At 43.7% G+C, this 19,456-nt stretch carries 17 protein-coding genes and 1 tRNA gene; 8 read left to right on the top strand and 10 right to left on the bottom strand.

What is annotated here, in order from left to right:
- The first annotated feature begins 204 nt into the window (after positions 1-204).
- The 5 genes from L0B18_RS06445 (at position 205) to L0B18_RS06425 (ending at position 8,235) form a co-directional block, all read left to right on the top strand.
- Complete coding sequence (locus L0B18_RS06445; protein ID WP_234570543.1) at positions 205-2,463, top strand: carbohydrate binding family 9 domain-containing protein; 2,259 nt, start codon at positions 205-207, stop codon at positions 2,461-2,463.
- A 121-nt stretch (positions 2,464-2,584) separates the two neighbouring features.
- The gene (pruA, locus tag L0B18_RS06440) at positions 2,585-4,216 is read left to right on the top strand and encodes an L-glutamate gamma-semialdehyde dehydrogenase (RefSeq protein WP_234570541.1); all 1,632 of its coding nucleotides are present in this window, start codon (positions 2,585-2,587) and stop codon (positions 4,214-4,216) included.
- A 283-nt stretch (positions 4,217-4,499) separates the two neighbouring features.
- Positions 4,500-5,651 (top strand): hypothetical protein, encoded by a 1,152-nt coding sequence (locus L0B18_RS06435; RefSeq protein WP_234570539.1) that lies wholly within the window; start codon positions 4,500-4,502, stop codon positions 5,649-5,651.
- Between the two features lie 43 nt (positions 5,652-5,694).
- A complete protein-coding gene (locus L0B18_RS06430; protein ID WP_234570538.1) occupies positions 5,695-7,314 on the top strand; it encodes a BCCT family transporter in 1,620 nt (539 codons plus the stop codon).
- A gap of 15 nt (positions 7,315-7,329) precedes the next feature.
- Positions 7,330-8,235, top strand: a complete 906-nt coding sequence (locus tag L0B18_RS06425) for a universal stress protein (protein WP_234570536.1) — start codon at positions 7,330-7,332, stop codon at positions 8,233-8,235.
- 7 nt (positions 8,236-8,242) lie between these two features.
- Here the strand turns inward: L0B18_RS06425 and rnhA are convergent, their stop codons facing one another.
- The 10 genes from rnhA to L0B18_RS06375 form a co-directional block, all read right to left on the bottom strand.
- Positions 8,243-8,692: a ribonuclease HI gene (gene rnhA / locus L0B18_RS06420; RefSeq protein ID WP_234570535.1), complete on the bottom strand. Its 450-nt coding sequence runs from the start codon at positions 8,690-8,692 to the stop codon at positions 8,243-8,245.
- Positions 8,685-9,524: an orotidine-5'-phosphate decarboxylase gene (pyrF, locus tag L0B18_RS06415; protein WP_234570533.1), complete on the bottom strand. Its 840-nt coding sequence runs from the start codon at positions 9,522-9,524 to the stop codon at positions 8,685-8,687. The genes rnhA and pyrF overlap by 8 nt, the downstream gene beginning before the upstream one ends.
- 147 nt (positions 9,525-9,671) lie before the next feature.
- Complete coding sequence (locus L0B18_RS06410; protein ID WP_234570531.1) at positions 9,672-10,331, bottom strand: hypothetical protein; 660 nt, start codon at positions 10,329-10,331, stop codon at positions 9,672-9,674.
- Positions 10,332-10,480: 149 nt separating this feature from the next.
- Complete coding sequence (locus L0B18_RS06405; RefSeq protein WP_234570529.1) at positions 10,481-12,667, bottom strand: sodium-translocating pyrophosphatase; 2,187 nt, start codon at positions 12,665-12,667, stop codon at positions 10,481-10,483.
- Positions 12,668-12,710: 43 nt separating this feature from the next.
- Complete coding sequence (gene pth, locus L0B18_RS06400) at positions 12,711-13,268, bottom strand: aminoacyl-tRNA hydrolase (RefSeq protein ID WP_234570528.1); 558 nt, start codon at positions 13,266-13,268, stop codon at positions 12,711-12,713.
- Positions 13,269-13,288: 20 nt separating this feature from the next.
- Positions 13,289-13,984 (bottom strand): 50S ribosomal protein L25, encoded by a 696-nt coding sequence (locus L0B18_RS06395; RefSeq protein ID WP_234570527.1) that lies wholly within the window; start codon positions 13,982-13,984, stop codon positions 13,289-13,291.
- 18 nt (positions 13,985-14,002) lie between these two features.
- Positions 14,003-14,935 (bottom strand): ribose-phosphate diphosphokinase, encoded by a 933-nt coding sequence (locus tag L0B18_RS06390; RefSeq protein WP_234570525.1) that lies wholly within the window; start codon positions 14,933-14,935, stop codon positions 14,003-14,005.
- Between the two features lie 68 nt (positions 14,936-15,003).
- Positions 15,004-15,074: transfer RNA gene (locus tag L0B18_RS06385), tRNA-Gln, on the bottom strand.
- 48 nt (positions 15,075-15,122) lie between these two features.
- Positions 15,123-16,289 (bottom strand): DUF2851 family protein, encoded by a 1,167-nt coding sequence (locus tag L0B18_RS06380; RefSeq protein ID WP_234570524.1) that lies wholly within the window; start codon positions 16,287-16,289, stop codon positions 15,123-15,125.
- On the bottom strand, positions 16,282-16,563 hold the full coding sequence (locus L0B18_RS06375) for a hypothetical protein (RefSeq protein WP_234570522.1): 282 nt from the start codon (positions 16,561-16,563) through the stop codon (positions 16,282-16,284). Before L0B18_RS06375 ends, L0B18_RS06380 begins: the two co-directional genes overlap by 8 nt.
- Before the next feature lie 128 nt (positions 16,564-16,691).
- Here L0B18_RS06375 and L0B18_RS06370 point away from each other — a divergent pair, with 128 nt between their 5' ends.
- The 3 genes from L0B18_RS06370 to L0B18_RS06360 are packed head-to-tail and all read left to right on the top strand — an operon-like array spanning position 16,692 to position 19,418.
- Entirely contained in the window at positions 16,692-17,174 is a 483-nt protein-coding gene (locus tag L0B18_RS06370; RefSeq protein ID WP_234570519.1) for a phosphoribosyltransferase family protein, read from the top strand.
- Positions 17,175-17,189: 15 nt separating this feature from the next.
- Positions 17,190-18,065 carry a DUF3078 domain-containing protein gene (locus tag L0B18_RS06365; protein WP_234570517.1) on the top strand — a complete coding sequence of 292 codons (876 nt, stop codon included), beginning with the start codon at positions 17,190-17,192 and terminating at the stop codon, positions 18,063-18,065.
- Positions 18,066-18,071: 6 nt separating this feature from the next.
- Positions 18,072-19,418: a pyridoxal phosphate-dependent decarboxylase family protein gene (locus tag L0B18_RS06360; RefSeq protein ID WP_234570492.1), complete on the top strand. Its 1,347-nt coding sequence runs from the start codon at positions 18,072-18,074 to the stop codon at positions 19,416-19,418.
- Positions 19,419-19,456: the final 38 nt, after the last annotated feature.

Here is a 19,456-nt window from a genome sequence, read left to right as displayed (position 1 = left end):
GATTATGAATCTCTTTTTATTCACCTTTAGAAACTCATTCACAGAGTCAACGTTCCGTATCATTTATGCAAAACTGCACCTTGCCACTCTCATTTTTACTTCAGATTTGATACAAATTTAAGTTGTATCGTGTAAAAGATAACTTCTTCATTTTAAATATTTTGCTGGGGTTACAAACAACAGAACTGACGGAAAAACCATTACATGTATCGAATCTCCAAAGAGCCGCACATCTTCTCAAATAAATTTCCTTTTCAACTAATTATCTTGCTCTTGGTTTTGGCTTTTTCCCTGCCTTCCGCACTACTTGCCCAGGCTGATCATCAGCGCAATGAAATCCAGGCTTATCGGCTTACCGACTCCGACAAAATTATTTTTGACGGAAATCCCACAGAAGATTTTTGGCAGAAAATTGCGCCTGCTACCCGTTTTCGTCAACAGGAACCATCGGAAGGAGAACCAGCAACCGAATTAACAGAAGTACGAATCGCCTATGATGATGAGTATCTCTACATGGGTGTAATTTTATACGACAGCGATCCGTCGGGAATTAAGGCAACTCAAAAGCGAAGAGACGTACCCATTGTAGCTGATGAACGGTTCACATGGTTTTTTGATACGTTTAACGACAACCGCACGGCTTATTTTATGGAGGTGAACCCGAATGCCCTCCGAACGGACGGATTGATAACCACCGGACAGGGCGAGAGTATCAACCTGAATTGGGATGGTATCTGGGATGCAAAAGCGGAAATCAATGAACAGGGTTGGATGACCGAAATTAAAATTCCATTCCGGACTTTCAATTTCAATCCCAACAGCGATACGTGGGGTGTGAATTTTATGCGGGTGATCCGTCGCAAAAACGAAACCGCACTCTGGACCGGCTACCTGCGCAGCCAGGGAATTTCACGTCCGCAGGATGGTGGAATTTTAACCGGGCTGAACGGCATGTCTCAGGGACTTGGCCTGGAAGTTGTGCCTTTCGGCATACTGACCGGAAATGAGCTGAACAGCCCGTCCGGCAAAACAACAGACAGCGAAATTGACGGTGGCCTTGATATCAATTACAGCATCACTCCCAGCCTGAAAGCCTCTCTTACATTCAACACCGATTTTGCGGAAGCCGAGGTGGATCAGCGAATTGTAAATCTCACTCGCTTTGCCGTGCAGTTTCCCGAGCAACGGGATTTCTTTCTTGAGGGATCCAATATCTATGAATTCGCACCTTCGAGTGGAATCAATCCATACTTTAGCCGCCGGATCGGGCTCACGGCCGGTCAGCCCATACCCATTACATATGGCGCGCGGCTTCTCGGTACAACCGGCCCATATAATCTCGCACTCCTGCATGTACGTACGGGAGAAACCAATACCATAGGTGCGGAAAATTTCTCGGTGGCTCGAATCAAACGAAATATCGGCAGTGAGAGTACTATCGGTGTGGTGTACACGCGCCGGTCCACATCTGATGATTTTGATCCTGACATTGATCTCCAGGATCGCCACACTCTGGGTGCCGATCTTGAACTCGGTACTTCGAATTTTCTTGGTGATAAAAACCTGCAATTCCAGGCCTTTTTTGTTTTCCATAACTCAGCTTTCGAGAATTCTGAATCGGAATTCTGGGACCGGACATCGCGTGGAATCCGACTAAACTATCCAAACGAGCCGTGGTCGGGGCATGTTTCTTACCGCGAATTCGGGAATGCGTTTGATCCGGCCGTGGGGTTCACACCGAGAAATGCATTCCGAAGATTGCAGCCATCCCTTCAATACACACCCCAATTTCCTGAAAGTGATATTTTCCAGGAAGTTGGCTGGGGCATTCGATACGAACACCTGATGGATCTCGATTTTGACCTTCTGACACAGGATCTCACGTTTACCCTCTTCGACATCTCCTTTATGAGCGGAGACCAAATCCGGTTTGATGTTTCCAGGAATTACGAACGCCTGGAGTTACCGTTTGACATCAAACGAGACGCCTCCATTATTATCCCGGTGGATGAGTACGAAAACTGGTTAGCTACAGCCGAGATAGAAACGGCATCTTTCCGCAAAATATCCATAGAAACGTCTGTTGCTGTGGGAGGATTCTGGTCGGGCACTCAATTTCAATATGCTGCAAATATCAGCCTGCGACCGGTTGCCGGCCTCGAACTAAATCCTGAATATATCCGAACCAATGTTGATTTGGCAGAGGGGAGTTTTTCGACCGACCTTTTCCGGTTTGAAGCCAATATCGATTTTACCAATTCCCTGTTCTTCACCACCAATATTCAGTTCGATAACCTCAGTGATCTGCTTGCCACAAACAATCGTCTTCGGTGGATTATCAGGCCGGGATCAGACCTGTATCTTGTTTACAATCACAACTGGCTGAACGATGATCAGTTCGACCGGTTCAGAACTCTTCAGCGAAGCGGAACCATCAAGCTCTCGTATACTCATCGTTTTTAAAACAAGGTAATATTTCATCAGGGTAGAATATTATCTGCATAGTTTTTTCTCTTCATAATCGGTCTGAATCCTTTATCTTTCAGTCAGAAAAACTAACATTTTAAGATAGAAGACGAGAACCATGTCGAACGCCTATTTTAACATTCAGGAGCCAAAAAACGAATCCTATAATGCTTTTGAACCGGGATCTCCCGAAAGAAAAAAGCTGAAAGAAAAATTGAAAGAACTGCAGGATGAAGTCATAGAAATTCCTGCGATCATCAACGGAAAAGAAGTAAAGACCGGCAGAACCGCCGATGTGGTGATGCCACACAAGCATGGCCATAAATTGGCTACCGTTCATTATTGTGGTGAGAAAGAAGTAAACATGGCCATTGAGGCCGCCCTTGAGGCCCGTAAAAAATGGGCGGTATTGCCGTGGCAGGAACGCGTTGCCATATTTCAAAAAGCTGCCGATATCATCACCGGGCCGTGGCGTTACACAATGAACGCCTCCACGATGCTGAATTTATCCAAAACACCCCATCAGTCTGAAATTGAAGCTGTGGGTGAATTGGCCGATTTCTTCCGCTTTGGCCCGTGGTATCTCTCGAAAATTATGGATGAGCAACCCTATTCTCCGGACGGTATGTGGAATCGGGTGGATTACCGGCCGCTGGAAGGATTTGTCTTTGCTGTGAGTCCGTTCAATTTTACGGCCATTGCCGGTAACCTTCCCGGAGCGCCGGCCATGTGTGGAAATGTGTCACTCTGGAAACCGTCGCCTGAAGCGGTTTACTCCAACTATTTTGTAATGAAAGTGCTGCAGGAAGCCGGCCTTCCGGATGGAGTGATCAACTTCCTTCCTGGTGAAGGTGCCGATGTTGGCGATCCGGCAATCTCAAGCCCTCACTTATCCGGACTCCACTTTACGGGATCAATGGCTACTTTCAATCATCTTTGGAAAACGATTGGAAATAACATCGACAAATACCATACCTATCCAAGAATTGTCGGCGAAACCGGTGGAAAAGATTTCATTTTTGCTCACAACACCGCAGATACGGAAGCATTGGTTATCGCAGCTTTGCGTGCCGCTTTCGAATACCAGGGACAAAAATGTTCGGCCGCTTCACGAATGTATATTCCCGAATCAATCTGGCCCGATTTCAAAGATCCTTTGATTGAAGAGGTGAAAAAAATTAAGGTCGGTAATGTGGAAGATTTCTCGAATTTTATGGGAGCGGTTATCAGCCGGAAGGCATTTGATAAAATTACCGGTTATATCGATTACGCAAAAGACGCCGAGGATGCAGAAATTCTCGTTGGCGGAACCTATGATGATTCCGAGGGATATTTTGTGAATCCTACCGTGATTCTTACAACCAATCCAAAGTTCAAAACAATGGAAGAGGAAATCTTTGGTCCTGTCCTCACGATTTATGTATACAAAGATGAGGATTTTGAGGAAACGCTTGATCTCTGTGATAATACATCGCCGTATGCGCTGACGGGTGCCATTTTTGCCCAGGACCGATATGCACTCGAAACGATGGCCAAGCGGTTTAAGCAATCAGCCGGAAACTTCTATGTGAATGATAAACCAACCGCAGCGATTGTAGGTCAGCAACCATTTGGCGGTTCCCGAAAATCCGGCACCAATGATAAAGCCGGAAGCGTGATTAACATGTTACGATGGTTATCGGCACAAGCCATTAAAGAGACAAGAGTTCCTCCTAAAAAGTGGCAATATCCTTATTTGGGAGAAGAATAAATCTCTTTCAATTTCTGATGTTCAAAGCCCTCCAAATGGAGGGCTTTTTTTATTTCTCAATAAAATATCTGTTTCTCTCATTTATACTTTTATTAGCAGTAATTTCTTGGAAAGAACCAATCAAAAAGCCATATTAAACAATACTTTATAAAAATAAATCATATATAAATTTTATCCTTTAACCTCTTTTAAAATTCATTTTACCCTACAAACTTTATCTCCTCACTTTTCCTCTCGCTCTCATTCCCTCGTCTTTCTTATTCTGCTATTTTTACCCTCGTTAGTGAATGCTCAAACGGAAGATGAGGAACCCTTTCTTCAAATTGGCGGGGCCCTTCGTTTCAATATGATTCTTCAGGATTACGAAAGCAGCATTAACGCCACAAGTTCTTCCTTTACTCTGGACACCTGGCGAATTAATGTTTTGTACGATAATCCAGCAGGAATCGGGCTTAACTTCGAATATCGGTTTTATCCCACATTTGGAACCCATTTTATTAAACAGGGATGGCTGGAATATCAGTTCTCAGAATCAACCCAGGGGCAGCTTGGTGTTACCCAGGTTCCGTTCGGCAATATTCAATACAATTCACACAACTGGTGGTTCAGCCTTCCCTATTATGTTGGTTTGGAAGATGATCACGATATGGGAATAAAAATCACGCATAGTTCTGACAATTTTCGATGGGATTTTGCCTATTTCTTTCAGGCTGAACCGGAAGGTCCACCCGCGGCATTTGGCAGTGGCGGTCCGGGGCGATATTCCTACGATGTCATTCCCGACGGAAACACATCTTTGACCGAACGAAACCAGCTCAATCTAAGGTCAGCTTATCAGTTTGATGAAAGTGAAATTGGGGGCTCGGTACAGTTCGGTCAGCTATATAACAGCGTTCGGAATGAATTCGACAGCCAATACGCCTTGGCCCTGCATGCTGATATCAACTCGGGAAGTTTTAATATTCTGCAACAGATTCTCTATTATAAAATGGATACCAGGAATGATGCCGGTGAAAATATCAGTACTGTCTTTATGGGGGCTTATGCTATTCCCTACGAAGTTTCTACTGAAGCATGGATTGCTACTCTTGGAATTTCGTACTCTTATGATGTTGAGTGGGGCCCCGTCACAAACCTCAACTTCTACAACGATTTCAGCTATATGGCGAATAGCATTGGATCGGGATCTACCTTAACCGCGGGGAAATCTTCGCTTGACCTGGAAGAAAACTTTCAGTCGACCATTCAAAATATAACAGGCCTACTTGTAACAGCCGGCCCTGTGTATACTTATTTTGATATTGCTCAGGGAATCAATCACCCCTGGTTGACAGACAATTTCGGAATTGGCGTGGGACCTGGCCATGAAGATCTCGGAACGGGTTCCTCGGAATATAACATCCGCTACAATATTAATATCGGTTTCTATTTTTAAACATGGATCGATTATAAAAACCTTTTAATGAATTTTTTACTCCATGAGTAACTCTCAACAAAAGAATAGTCAATCATCATCCAACAAATCCGACACAAACAAGTACTTTGATATTCACGGACCGGTTTTCTGGCCGTCTGTTATATTAATTGCCACCCTGATTATTGGAACGCTAATAGCCGGCGAATCCGCCGAACAAGCATTTAATTCGGCAAGAGTATTTATCACAGGTTCTGCAAATTGGTTATTTGTAGGTGCCGTTAATATTTTTATTGGATTTTCGCTGTATTTCGCATTCAGTAAATTTGGAAGAATCCGTCTGGGAGGACAAGATGCCGAACCAGATTTTAGCACCATGGCGTGGTTTGCCATGCTTTTTAGCGCCGGTATGGGCATCGGCTTGATGTTTTACGCCGTTGCCGAACCAATGTGGCATCTCACAAGTCCGCCGCATGCCGAACCCGGAACCACCGACGCCGTACGTGACGCGATGGGAATTACCTTTCTGCACTGGGGATTGCATGCCTGGGCTGTCTATGCAATTGTTGCTTTGGCTCTCGCTTTTTTTGCATTCAACCGAGACTTACCCCTCTCCTTTCGATCTGTTTTTTATCCATTACTGGGCGACCGAATTGACGGCTGGATGGGCGATATCATTGATGTACTTGCAGTATTGGCAACTCTTTTTGGATTGGCAACCTCTCTCGGGCTCGGAGCTGCTCAAGCCGGAGCGGGCATCGAATATGTATTTGGATTAACCAACTCCATAAACCTGCAAGTCATCATTATTATTTGCGTAACGGCTATCGCTACCATTTCTGTTGTGCTGGGTATTGATAAAGGAGTAAAGGTGCTGAGTGAATTTAATATTCGAATTGCAGCCCTGTTTTTACTCTTTATTTTAGTAGTCGGTCCTACGCTTTACATTCTTTCGTCCTTCATGCAAAACATCGGGCATTATTTGCAGAACTTTGCCGGTTTTGCAACATGGACGCAATCCTATGAAGAAGGTGAGTTCCTGAACACATGGACTGTATTTTACTGGGCGTGGTGGATTTCCTGGTCTCCATACGTAGGCATGTTTATCGCCCGGATATCAAAAGGCCGAACCATTCGTGAATTCGTTTTAGGTGTTTTGTTAATCCCAACATTTGTTACATTTCTTTGGATGAGCGGTTTTGGCGGCAGTGCACTCTTCCTCGAAACCGGGGGCATTGCAGAGATAGCCAATGCCGTTCAGGCCGATCAAACCACATCGCTCTTTATCCTTTTAGATCAGTTTCCATTGTCAAATATTACCTCATTTCTTGCCATTATTTTGGTCATGAGTTTCTTTGTTACTTCATCCGACTCAGGGTCGCTCGTGATTGACGGTTTAACAAGTGGCGGAAAATTGCATGCGCCTGTTGGTCAACGGGTTTTCTGGGCCACCACGGAAGGAGCTGTTGCTGCTATTTTACTGGTGGGTGGAGGGTTAGGTGCTCTACAGGCGGGAGCGATAAGCACCGGGCTTCCTTTTACTATTGTTCTTTTAGTAATGTGTTACAGCCTGCAGAAAGGATTGAATAAAGAACACAAAGATCTTGTTGATAAAACGAAAGCCAAAGAACGAGAATCTTACCGGGATCTTGTAGCGAACGCTATCAAAAAACAGAAAAAATAGAAATCAGAGAAGATTATGAAGAATTTAAATCATTGGATTGTATCTCTCGACCTGTCAAAAATGGACGAAATATTGGTTGGATACAGCTCTTTTTTATCCACCGTTAAAACTCCAAAAACAATCACTTTTTTACACGTGATTGAATCTGGCCCCACGGCATTGAATATCGTCGAACAATTTCCTGAAATTGAAACCAAAGAGGAATTTGAAGAGATCATCCGAAATGAACTGAACGAAAAAATTGAAGCCCATTTCAATAACAGTTCCATCGAAATCAGACTTATCATAAAAGAGGGAAAACCAACCGATCAAATTGTGCAAGTTGTCAACTCTCTTGAACCCGACCTTTTGATTATGGGCAAAAAAGTTGGATATGCCGGGGAGGGAATCATTCCAAAACGGATTTTAAAATATGTACCCACCTCCATCCTTTTTGTACCGGAAAACTGTCGTTATAATTTGGAGAGTGTGTTGGTTCCCGTTGATTTTTCCGAACAATCGGCCAAAGCTTTACAGGCTGCGCAAAGTTTGGTAAAACACGGAACGGTAACGGCGCAGCATATTTACGAATACCGGGCGCAATTCTTTCCATACATGCTATCGGAAGAGGAAAGAGAAAGAATTGATGATGAAATCAAAGAGAAAAAATCGACGTTTATTGATCAATTCTCTTTTCCTGAAGATGTGAATTTCGTATTAACCCGCCGTCAGCAAGGACGCCTCGCAGATTGTGTGTATGAAGAATCCATCAGTCAGCAGGCAGATATGATTATTATCGGATCAAAAACAAAAAAGCTGCCCAACCTGATCCGTCACGATTTTACCGATAAAATGGTCGGGTATAATTTTGGAATTCCTCTATTAATTCAAAAAAATAAAGAGAAATACACGGAATTTCTGAAATCGATTTTTAAAGAGTAGTCAACTTCTATTTAAACTTTTGAGAAGCCGCGACAGCCAATCGGTCAACCCGGTTGTTGAGCATGTTGTCAGCGTGACCTTTCACCTTGACCCATTCAATGGTGTGGGGTTCCATCGCCTTTAACATTTTTTCCCAGAGATCACGGTTTTCTACAGGTTTCTTGTCGGATTTTTTCCAGCCTCTTTTGATCCAGTTTTGAATCCAACCTTTTTTGAACGTGTTGACAATTAAGGCTGAATCACTGTGTATTTTCACGTGACACGGTTTTTTGAGGGCTTTCAATCCCTCGATAACCGCCATCATTTCCATCCGGTTATTGGTTGTATCTGGAGAGCCGCCGGTCATCTCTTTTTCTTTTCCCTGCCAGAGAAGTAACGCCCCCCAACCTCCCGGTCCGGGATTTCCGCTACAGGCTCCATCCGTATACAAAATGACCGTGGGAAGGGAATCAGACATATCGCCGGGTGATGGTTTGTAATGTATCTTTCATTTCGGCTGCTTTTTTTGATACGATTTCTTCCCAGTTTTCATGATCCGCACCGGCATAAATAATAGACCGGGACGAATTAATGATTGGAATTCCGTGATGATCATTCAGAATCATCTGAAGTTCAGTAATAGAACCGCCCTGTTTTCCAATCCCGGGAATCAAAAGATGCGCATTCGGGAAGGCATTTATCACCGGAGAGACAGATGCAATTTGCGTAGCGCCCACCACCAGTCCGAGGTGTGTAGCACTTTTCTCTTGTTTCTTTTCAAGCTCTTCGGCGATGTATTCACCAAGAGACATCCTTCCTTCAAATCTTCGCTGCAAAAAATCGGCCGCCCCTCTGTTCGATGTCATTGCCAGCACAAAAAGAGCTTTTCCTTCTTCATCCAAAAAAGGATCCAGCGTATCCATTCCCATAAACGCATTCACTGTAAGCGCATCGGCATTTAACTCATCAAAAAAAGCTTTTTTATACTGGAGCGCTGTGTTGCCGATATCACCGCGTTTAGCATCGGCAATGATGATTTTATCCTCCGGAATAAGTCGCCTGACTTCTTCAAGAACTTTCCATCCCTTGCTGCCAAGAGCTTCAAAAAAAGCCGTATTTGGTTTAAATGCGCAGGCTGAATCTTTGGTTGATTCGATGATTCTGCGACAAAATTCAAGGATTAGCTCGTGAGGTTCAGAAAACTGCTCCCGAAGGCTTTGGGGAATAAGAGTGGGATTTGGGTCTAAACCCACGCATAGAACGGAGTTGGAGGCAGAAACAGCCTTCTTCAACTTCTCGGTAAATGTCATAAAGTTGCGATCATGTTTTTTGCAAGATATACCTTAATGGCATAAGATAAGGCGTTCATCACTACTATACATTTATTTATCCAAAACATAGCTCTGTCCTGGAATTTGGTTTGAAAAGAATTTCCCGGATTTTAAATGGTAAAAAAATCAGATTTCTGTATCTCTAAAAACCTCTTCAGCGCCATGCGGAGGCCTTTCCAGGGTCCAGGTTTCGAAATAAAATTTTCTTTCAGTACGAATCTTTTTTCCATTGATGCTAAAAAATCGGAAATCGTCATCCACAAGTTCCCTCAAAGGATAAAACATTTTTGGATAGATATTTTTCTTTGAGAACAGGTGCAGATCAAATCCCTGGTGAGCTTTTTCTTTATATAAAACCAAATCACCTGATTTGAGAACTTCTGCAAGTTTCGCCTTCTTGTAGCCAATATTGCTTTCATGATTCACAACCAGTTCTTCCCTGTTCCATTCTATATCATTTTTTTCTGATAAAAGAATAGGCCAACCGACTTGCGCTTCCGACACGGCTTTTTGAATAGTTACGGGAGAATCTTCCAGAAAAGCCTGATGGGAAGTCAATGCTTCGGAGAGTGCTTGGATAATTTCGGGATATTGCTTTAGAACACTCAATCCGAATTTTTCCTCTTCTAAAACCGTCCCTGCCAAATAGAATTTGGAGTATGTGGGATCGGGTTTCATAAAATCTTCAATGGTTGTGGTGACGTCCTGAATGTTGCGGTCGAGCTGACGTTCACGAAGTTCGTCGAGACGCAAATCGTGTTCGAAGAAGAGTTTGAAAATATTCATAATACTGTGTAAGAGGATTAAATCATTGGATAAGTTAACAAATCTAGTGTCCCTTCGGAGCGGGATTCTTTAAAACAAAAAACCCTGCAAAGAGTTCACTCTGCAGGGCTTTTTTAAGTGTAGTTGAAAGTCGGTACGAATATAAATTCCTAAATCAATGTGGCTATGACAAGCGCTACAACCGACATCAACTTGATGAGGATGTTCAATGACGGACCGGAAGTATCTTTAAAAGGATCTCCTACGGTGTCTCCCACAACTCCGGCTTTGTGTGGATCGGAGCCTTTTCCATATTTCACACCGTCAATTGTAACACCTTCTTCAATCATTTTCTTGGCGTTATCCCATGCGCCACCTGCATTGGACTGGAACAAAGCCATCAGAACACCGGCGGAAGTTACGCCTGCCAGCAGTCCTCCAAGCATTTCAGGTCCTCCCAGGAAACCAAAAAGCACAGGCACAATTACGGCAAGAAGTCCGGGAACAACCATCTCGCGAATAGATGCCGTTGTAGAAATCGCAACACATTTTTCATATTCTGCCTTACCGTCAGCGGCTTCAAAAAGGAGGCGGTCTTCGGTGGACCAGTCCTTCAGTTTCTTGCCTTCATTTCTGTTCATTGCAGCCAATGCCTTGGAAAGCTCAGGAATATCTTTGAACTGTCGGCGAACTTCTTCAATCATGCTCATAGCTGCACGTCCAACCGCATTCATCGAGAGTGCAGAAAAGAGGAATGGCAGCATCGCTCCTACAAAAAGGGAAGCCATTACAAATGGATTTGTAATATTGATGGATACGGAAACGCCCGGATTTACAGTTTCATAAGCTGTGATAAACGCGGCAAAAAGAGCCAGAGCAGTCAATGCAGCCGATCCAATTGCAAAACCTTTTCCAATAGCCGCAGTGGTATTTCCTACGGCATCCAGTTTGTCTGTTCGTTCCCGAACTTCGCTGGGCAATTCGGACATCTCTGCAATACCGCCGGCATTATCTGAAATGGGCCCGTATGCATCCACTGCGAGCTGGATTCCGGTATTTGCAAGCATACCCACGGCTGCAATTGCAATTCCGTATAATCCGGCAAAATGATAGGCGCCAATAATAGCAGTGGCAATAATCACAATAGGAATGGCGGTAGAAATCATCCCCACTCCAACGCCGGCAATAATATTTGTTGCTGAACCGGTTACAGATTGTTTTACAATGGACCAGACCGGCCGGGTACCTGTTCCCGTATAGTGCTCAGTTACAAGACCAATCAGAAGACCGGCTGCAAGACCAAAAATCGTGGCCCAAAAAACACCTAAAGACGTTAGTGCCTGGCCATTGAATGTCCATTCAGCCGGGAGCATCCATCGAATGATAACAAAGGATGCCACGAGCATTACAAAAGCAGAAACAAACTCACCAATATTCAATGCTTTTTGTGGATTTCCGCCTTCCTTCACCCGGACAAAAAAGGTGCCTAGAATAGAAGTAAGAATTCCTGTTCCGGCTAGTACGAGCGGAAGTAAAACAGCAGATAGTCCGTTAAAGTTATCGCTCCAACCTGGAATTGTCATAAATGCTGCACCCAAAACCATTGTACTGATAATGGATCCTACGTATGATTCAAAAAGGTCGGCGCCCATTCCGGCAACATCACCTACGTTATCCCCCACATTATCTGCAATAGTTGCAGGATTTAAGGGGTGATCTTCAGGAATACCTGCTTCCACTTTACCTACAAGGTCGGCACCTACGTCGGCTGCTTTGGTATAAATACCACCACCTACCCGTGCAAACAGGGCGATGGATGAAGCTCCAAATGAGAATCCTGTTACAACAGCCAATACTTTATTTACCGCACCGGCTCCTTCAAGGCCAAATAACTGGCTGAATACAATGAAGAGTATGCTTAATCCCAAAACGCCGAGTCCAACCACGCCGAGCCCCATTACCGAGCCTCCGGCAAATGCTACTTCGAGGCCTTTTCCAAGGCTTGTGCGTGCAGCATGTGTAGTTCTTACATTCGCTTTGGTTGCTACTTTCATTCCGATAAACCCTGCCAGTCCCGAGCAGAGTGCTCCAATAATAAATGAAATTGAAATCATCCAGCTTGAGGTTACAGGATCGGCACTAAATGCCAAAAGAAGAGCTACAATTAATACAAAAATTGAAAGAACTTTATACTCAGCTTTCAGGAAAGCCATTGCTCCAGATGCAATACTTTTACTTATTCTCTCCATCCTCTCGGTACCTATTTCTTGTTTAGATACCCACGATGTTTTAAAGAAGGTATATAGTAAAGCCAAAACCCCTGCAATCGGGATGAAATATATAATTGAGTTAACCATGATTATTTCTTGGATTATAGTTAGCGATATCTGTTATGATAGATCAGTTAAATTGGTTCATAGCAGCTTCAATGCCACCCCGAAGAAACGTCAAAATTGCATTGGAAGCAACTTCCAGCGTCTCATCAATTTGGTTTCTTTGAGATGAGGTAAACGGAGACAATACATACTCGGATTGCCTGCCACGTTTAAAGTCATTTCCAATCCCAATTCGAAGCCGGGGAAAATCCCGGGTCTGTAGACGTTCAATAATATCAATCATTCCATTATGCCCACCGGCACTTCCCGAGGGCTTCAGTTTTATACGACCAATTTCCAGATGTATATCATCGTAACAAATTATGCACTCTTGAGGAGAATTTCCTGTTAAAGCCAGTGCTTTTGACACAGCTTTTCCACTATTATTCATATAGGTGGTTGGCTTGAGAAGGGCAACAGGTCGGCCTTTAAATTGGCCCTCCCCAAAAAAGAAAAGACCATTACCCTGTTGCAGAGTAATGGTCAGTTTCTCAGAAAGGTTATCAATCAGTTCAAAGCCTACATTATGGCGGGTACCTTTGTATTCCAGTCCGGGATTCCCCAGGCCAACAATTAGTGCCATAAACAGCCGAACCGCTTCATTTATTCTTTTTCTTCCTCTTCGCCGGCTTCGCCTTCACCTTCAGCAGCTCCTTCTTCGCCTTCAGCAGCAGCCTCTTCACCTTCAGGCAGCTCTTCTTCGGCTTCGTCTGTAACCAAAGATGTGGTAAAAAGTGATTCGGATTTTGGAGGAGCAATGGTCACAATCGTTCTTCTCGGGTCATCGAGAGGTTCAATACCTTCCATATCGAGTTCGCTAACGTGAAGCGAATCACCAATTTCAAGATTGGTAATATCCAGTTCGAACATTGCAGGAATTTTTTCTGGTTTTACCTTGATGCGAACAATTCGAAGCGGCTGGAATACACGTCCACCACCATCGCGCACACCTTTTGCAATTCCTTTAAGGCGAACCGGAACTTTCAGTTTCACCGGAGTATCTGCATCCAGAACATAAAAGTCTGCATGAAGTGCACGATCTGAAACGGGATCGAATTCAACATCCTTTAACAATGTTTTGTAGGTTTGTCCGTCTACAGTGAGTTCCTGCAATTTTGTCTGGCTGACGGATAAAATCTTTTCCAGCTCAACTTCACTAATGGAAAAGTGGATGTTCTCCTCTATTTTAGGGCCGTAAAGTACGGCAGGTATTCTCAGTTCTTCTCGCAGAGATTCGGAGTTTTTTGTGCCCAACTCTCTTTTATCGCCTTCGAGTTTAAATAATTCTGGTTGATTCATTGTTTTTTCAGTTATCGATTAATCATCAAAAAGTGCACTTATCGTGTCGTTGGTATGGATACGTTCAATAGCTTCTGCAAAAATTCCGGCTACGCTTAAAACCTTAATTTTATCCGAAGGTTTCCGAAGCGGAACCGTATCTGTTACCAAGAGCTCATCAATTGGAGAATCTTCAATTCGCTGATACGCAGGTCCCGACAAAATGGGATGTGTACATGTAGCCATCACGTTTAGGGCGCCACGCTCTTTCAAAGCTGCTGCCGCATTGGTAATGGTTCCTGCCGTGTCTATTAAATCATCTACAATTAAAATATTCTTTCCGCTCACCTCGCCGATGATGTTCATCACCTCGGCCACATTCTGCTTGGGGCGACGCTTGTCTATAAAGGCAAGGCCGGCCCCAAGTTTCTTGGAATAAGCGCGGGACATTTTCAAACTTCCAACATCCGGCGCAACTACAACCAGGTTATCAATCGGATTTTTTGAAAAATAATCAATAAAAATCCGGCTTGCGTACAGGTGGTCGAGCGGAATGTCGAAAAATCCCTGGATCTGTGATGCATGCAGGTCCATCGTCAAAATACGGTCGGCACCTGCTTCAACAAGTACATTGGCCATTAATTTTGATGCGATGGAAACCCGGGGCTGGTCTTTACGGTCTTGCCGGGCATACCCAAAATAGGGAATAACCGCAGTAACCCGTTTTACCGAAGCCCGCTTGGCAGCATCCAGCAGTAACAGTAATTCAATAATATTATCGCCGGGAGGCGGTGTGGACTGAATCACAAAAATGTCCTCACCACGAATGCTCTGTTCATACTTCACATAGAGCTCGCCATCAGAAAAGGATTTGATTGTTACCTCTCCCAATTCTGTACCATAATTCTCAGCAATTGCACGGGCAAGTGCAAGATTGCTTCTCCCTGCAAATATGGCTAATGGCGTATCCAAAAAAACGTTATTGTCATGGTTTTTATAAAAGAAAAAGGAGTACCAACCTGGCATCCTTTTTTTCTGAGTTGCCCGGGGAGGATTCGAACCCCCACTGACTGGACCAAAACCAGCTGTCCTGCCATTAGACGACCGGGCAAATCGTATTATCGACAGACTCCAAAGATAGAGAGAGATCGATTATCAATCAAGAACGAATTGCTTTTTTAAACACTTCACATTGGTGGCAATTCTTCTCCCTGCAATATCTCTTATAATAATGAGCCAAACCAACTACATTTGTGGCTTTATTGAGTTGAAAACCGGCTCTTTTAAATGGTTTTTTCACCTCTTCCGGTACGTATTGAGTACCTGACTTCCATGCCTCCAGTACCTGCTTTTTTAATTGTATCGAATGAATCAGATCCCCAAGAAGATACAGTGCCGGCAAAAAAACAATTTGCTTGATGAGAGCCAGCCGAGAGTTTCCCGGTAATAATTTGGGATCTGCCATTTTTAAAAGATGGTTCCATGATTGCCCGGTATCTTGTTTAAAAAATATCCGGAATGGCATTTGATGGATTGCCTGATGAAGTGCCGCCGCCTGTTTTACTCTGATTTTAGGACGGCTGGCCGGCCGCATTCCACTGTGAACCCAGCATATTTTGCTCTCTTGTTGAAAAGCCAATTGCTCCACTTCTTCTACAAATTGAAAATCACGGAGCGAAATCGCACCAGAAAGTATTTCTTGAGCAAGACTCGCCATTTGAGTTTTATTTCCCGGGATTCCTAACGTTTTGTACACTCCAACAATCAAAGAATGCTTCCAGGCTTTGGATAATGGCAGAGATGCATCATAAAATTCCAACAGTTCCTCCACCTTATATTCAAGGTACTCCCGGTGTGCAATTTTAACCTGTTCTTCAAAAGCTTCCTGGTTGATAAACGAAATGTTGCCCGAGCAGGCAATTCCGTTCTGCTGTTTTGCCTCCAGCAACCGATACATTTTCTTGGTGAGATATGGCTTTAAGAAAAGCGTAAACGGGTTATGTCCGTCTTGAGTTGAAATTTCCCAGTAATGCTCATCCTGATAGACCACATGCAAAACCACACTGTTGAAATTTTCATCAAGATGGTGTGCATGCTGAAGCCACTCGCCTGCTTTCTTATGAATTTCCACACTTCCGAACCACTCTTTTCCGTCTATCTGAAGATGTACTCCCAAAAAATCGGGGCCGGCTCCGTGATTCCATTCACCGGTATCTACAATCTGCAGAGACTTTCCGCAAGCGGTTTGTAACTGTGAACAGTCAAATTCCAGATTTTGCCAGATCCACTGAAAGAGTTCTTCCCGGTATGAGCTGGGTTTAGTCATAAATCAGATCGCTTTCATCGAGCGATAACGATTCGGTAGCCCGGTAAAGATCCGGAATGGGATGTTTGAGTTCTCGTATCAAACGGTCATTCAGTTGTCGCAGCCGTTCTGTTCTGTCTTTCATCATAGTGTTAAACCTGGCAAGGGCTGCTTCGGCTCGTTCTTTCTGATCCTGAAGAAGATCCGGATTTCTGTACGATGAAAAAATCCAGCCTGCAAGTACACCACCTGCAAAACCGCTGCTGAAAAGAAGTGAAGATTTCAGATGTCTCATTATTGTACCTCCCAATTTTGAATGTGCTGACTCTTGGATAACGCTCTTGAAATGTTTCTGTTTTATTACGCTAATAAATTGAATAATTTTAACGAATTATAAAAAACCCTTCTGATTCTTAAAATTTTATGATTCTTCTCGACAAAAATCGAATTGAACGAACCATCAAGCGAATGTCTTACCAAATTCTTGAGAAGGCACAAACTCAATCCGTTTGCCTGGTGGGGCTGAATGAAAGAGGATATTCCCTGGCGCAAAAAATCAAAACAAATCTTGATGAAGCGCTTGACACTTCCGTCACCTTAAAACAGCTCGACTCTCACGATGATTCAATCCCTGAGTTTAAATCGGATGAAGTAAAAAATTCGGCTCTCTTTATGATTGATGATGTTATCTTCAGCGGGCAAACCATGTTCAAATCAATTCAAAAAATTTCGGAACTATCCGGCTTCGAAAAGATTTTTGTAGTGGTATTGGTGGATCGGGGCCATCGAAAATATCCTGTCCTGGCGGGAATCGTTGGTGTGGATGCTCCTACTAAACTAAACGAACAAGTCGAGCTACGCTTAAAAGATGATTCACCTTACGAAGTGGTACTGATCGAAAAATAAAACTCCTATCAAGACATGAAACAAGCTGTATTTCTTATCATAATTGTAACTCTTTTTATTTCAGATAAATCATTTGCTCAGGATTCCGTCACAATTCCCGACACGCTGAGAGGTGGACAAACCTCCTGGATTATTGGTTTAAACGGATCTCAAGCGTCTTATTCAAACTGGTCGCAAGGTGGCACAAATAATATCTCTGCAACCGGTACGTCAACCTTAACTTACCTTTACAGAAAGCAAAAGTTTGCATACGGCCTCATGCTGGATACCCGCTATGGAAAAACAAGAATTGAAGACGAGGGCACCCGGAAAATTGCCGACCGCCTTTATTTCCTCAACCGATTTCTGTATACGTTGAATGAAGAAAATCCCAAACTAAAACTCTTCACAAATCTCTCCTTCCGAACCCAATTCGATAAAGGCTACGATTATGGCGCTGCCGAAGATGACGGAGATATTCTTATTTCGGACTTTATGGCCCCGGCTTATTTTAGTGAAAATATTGGGATAGCATATGTTCCCGATGATGTTTTTTCTGTTGAAGCAGGTCTCGGACTAAAACAAACCTATGTAAGTGATGAATCTCTCTCCGAAACATACGGGTTGGATGAAGGAGATCAGTTTCGGTCGGAAGCGGGTTTAACGATCGGTGCAAGTTTGGAAACAAATCTTCTTGAGAATGTACAATTTTCATCAAGCCTTCAAACATTTACAAACTTCAACAGATCTCTCAGCAGTACCGACGTCTATTTTTCGAATAAATTGATCGGGCGGATTAACAGCTATATGAATACAAATTTGAGCCTGGATTTGGCATACGACGACGATTTCTCCGACGAAATACAAGTTGCTCAAATTCTCTCGCTCGGAATTTCCTATTCAATCCGATAAATAGTTTTGAATCAGTTTGAGCCATATCTCCCGATTCTTGAAGAAGCTTTACAAAAACTGGATTCGTGGAGAGTTTCCTATGGCAAAGACACTGGATCCATTTCGGATGCTCAGTTTGAACAAATACAGAAAATAGCGGACCGGCTGACGGTCCGTCTTGAAGGAAATTACCCGTTTCACCATCCCGGTTATGCGGGCCAGATGCTGAAACCTCCCCATCCTGTGGCTTGGCTTTCGTATGCATTGGCGATGACCATCAACCCAAATAACCATGCGCTTGATGGCGGACCGCCAACCTCAGAAATGGAAAAGGAAGTCATTCAAAAAATGGCTGCTATGATCGGTTACGATTCCAATTCCCTCGGCCACCTGACCTCCGGGGGAACAATCGCCAATCTTGAAGCTCTTTTTATCGCCCGGGAAATTCATCCGAAAAAAGCGGTGGCTGCGTCGGCGAATGCACATTACACTCACCAACGAATGTGCCATGTCTTGAACTGCGAATTCATAAAAATACCCGCAGATCATTTTGGAATTCCTGATATCGATTTTATTAAAAATAATGCGGATCAGATCGGGACGATTGTTGTTACCCTCGGCACGACCGGTCTTGGAATTGTTGAGCCGCTTCAAGAGATCTTAAAAGTGGCAAAGAACAATCATATTCGGGTTCATGCCGATGCGGCTTACGGAGGTTTTTTTAAACTGATTTCAGACGAACTTCCTTCCCGCCGGCATTGGGATTACCTCTCCGAATGCGACAGTATCGTGATTGACCCGCACAAACACGGATTGCAGCCTTATGGATGCGGAAGTGTACTTTACAAAGATGCCGCCGTTGGAAAATATTTCAAGCACGACTCGCCTTACACTTATTTCACATCTGATGATTTGCATCTTGGAGAAATCAGCCTGGAGTGTTCACGGGCGGGCGCATCTGCTGCCGCTTTTTGGTCAACACTGGAATTTTTGCCCTTAACCAAATCGGGGCTTGGAAGTATCCTTGCAAGTACGATTAACGCTGCCAATAAATTTGCGTCGAGAATTAAGGAGGAATCCAAATGGCAACTTTACAGAAATCCCGATCTCGATATTGTGGCTTATTTCAAAGAGCCGAATGAAAAATCCATTCTTAGATTAAATCAAATCAGCCACGAAATATTTGATCGCGGAATGAATCTGGGCACCTCGGGATATCACCTCAGTCTTTTTAAAGTGCCTGCGGATGAATTCTTAGAAAACTTTCCCGATTACCAGCCAAATGCTGAGCATGCCGTAATTCTTAGAAGTGTGTTTATGAAAGAGGAACACGAGGATTTTGTTGACGAATTGGTCCAACGGCTTACATCTTAGCCCGATGAATTAAGCCAGAGCGTCTCTTTTTTGGAAGA

The sequence above is a fragment of the Rhodohalobacter sp. 614A genome (genome assembly GCF_021462415.1).
GTDB lineage: Bacteria > Bacteroidota > Rhodothermia > Balneolales > Balneolaceae > Rhodohalobacter.
This window is presented reverse-complemented; position numbering and strand designations above follow the sequence as displayed.

Excerpts from the sequence above, each read along its gene's own strand:
- L0B18_RS06445 (WP_234570543.1), top strand. The coding sequence starts at position 205 with ATGTATCGAATCTCCAAAGAGCCGCACATCTTCTCAAATAAATTTCCT.
- pruA (WP_234570541.1), top strand. The coding sequence starts at position 2,585 with ATGTCGAACGCCTATTTTAACATTCAGGAGCCAAAAAACGAATCCTAT.
- L0B18_RS06430 (WP_234570538.1), top strand. The coding sequence starts at position 5,695 with ATGAGTAACTCTCAACAAAAGAATAGTCAATCATCATCCAACAAATCC.
- L0B18_RS06425 (WP_234570536.1), top strand. The coding sequence starts at position 7,330 with ATGAAGAATTTAAATCATTGGATTGTATCTCTCGACCTGTCAAAAATG.
- rnhA (WP_234570535.1), bottom strand. The coding sequence starts at position 8,692 with ATGTCTGATTCCCTTCCCACGGTCATTTTGTATACGGATGGAGCCTGT.
- pyrF (WP_234570533.1), bottom strand. The coding sequence starts at position 9,524 with ATGACATTTACCGAGAAGTTGAAGAAGGCTGTTTCTGCCTCCAACTCC.
- L0B18_RS06410 (WP_234570531.1), bottom strand. The coding sequence starts at position 10,331 with ATGAATATTTTCAAACTCTTCTTCGAACACGATTTGCGTCTCGACGAA.
- L0B18_RS06405 (WP_234570529.1), bottom strand. The coding sequence starts at position 12,667 with ATGGTTAACTCAATTATATATTTCATCCCGATTGCAGGGGTTTTGGCT.
- pth (WP_234570528.1), bottom strand. The coding sequence starts at position 13,268 with ATGGCACTAATTGTTGGCCTGGGGAATCCCGGACTGGAATACAAAGGT.
- L0B18_RS06395 (WP_234570527.1), bottom strand. The coding sequence starts at position 13,984 with ATGAATCAACCAGAATTATTTAAACTCGAAGGCGATAAAAGAGAGTTG.
- L0B18_RS06380 (WP_234570524.1), bottom strand. The coding sequence starts at position 16,289 with ATGACTAAACCCAGCTCATACCGGGAAGAACTCTTTCAGTGGATCTGG.
- L0B18_RS06375 (WP_234570522.1), bottom strand. The coding sequence starts at position 16,563 with ATGAGACATCTGAAATCTTCACTTCTTTTCAGCAGCGGTTTTGCAGGT.
- L0B18_RS06370 (WP_234570519.1), top strand. The coding sequence starts at position 16,692 with ATGATTCTTCTCGACAAAAATCGAATTGAACGAACCATCAAGCGAATG.
- L0B18_RS06365 (WP_234570517.1), top strand. The coding sequence starts at position 17,190 with ATGAAACAAGCTGTATTTCTTATCATAATTGTAACTCTTTTTATTTCA.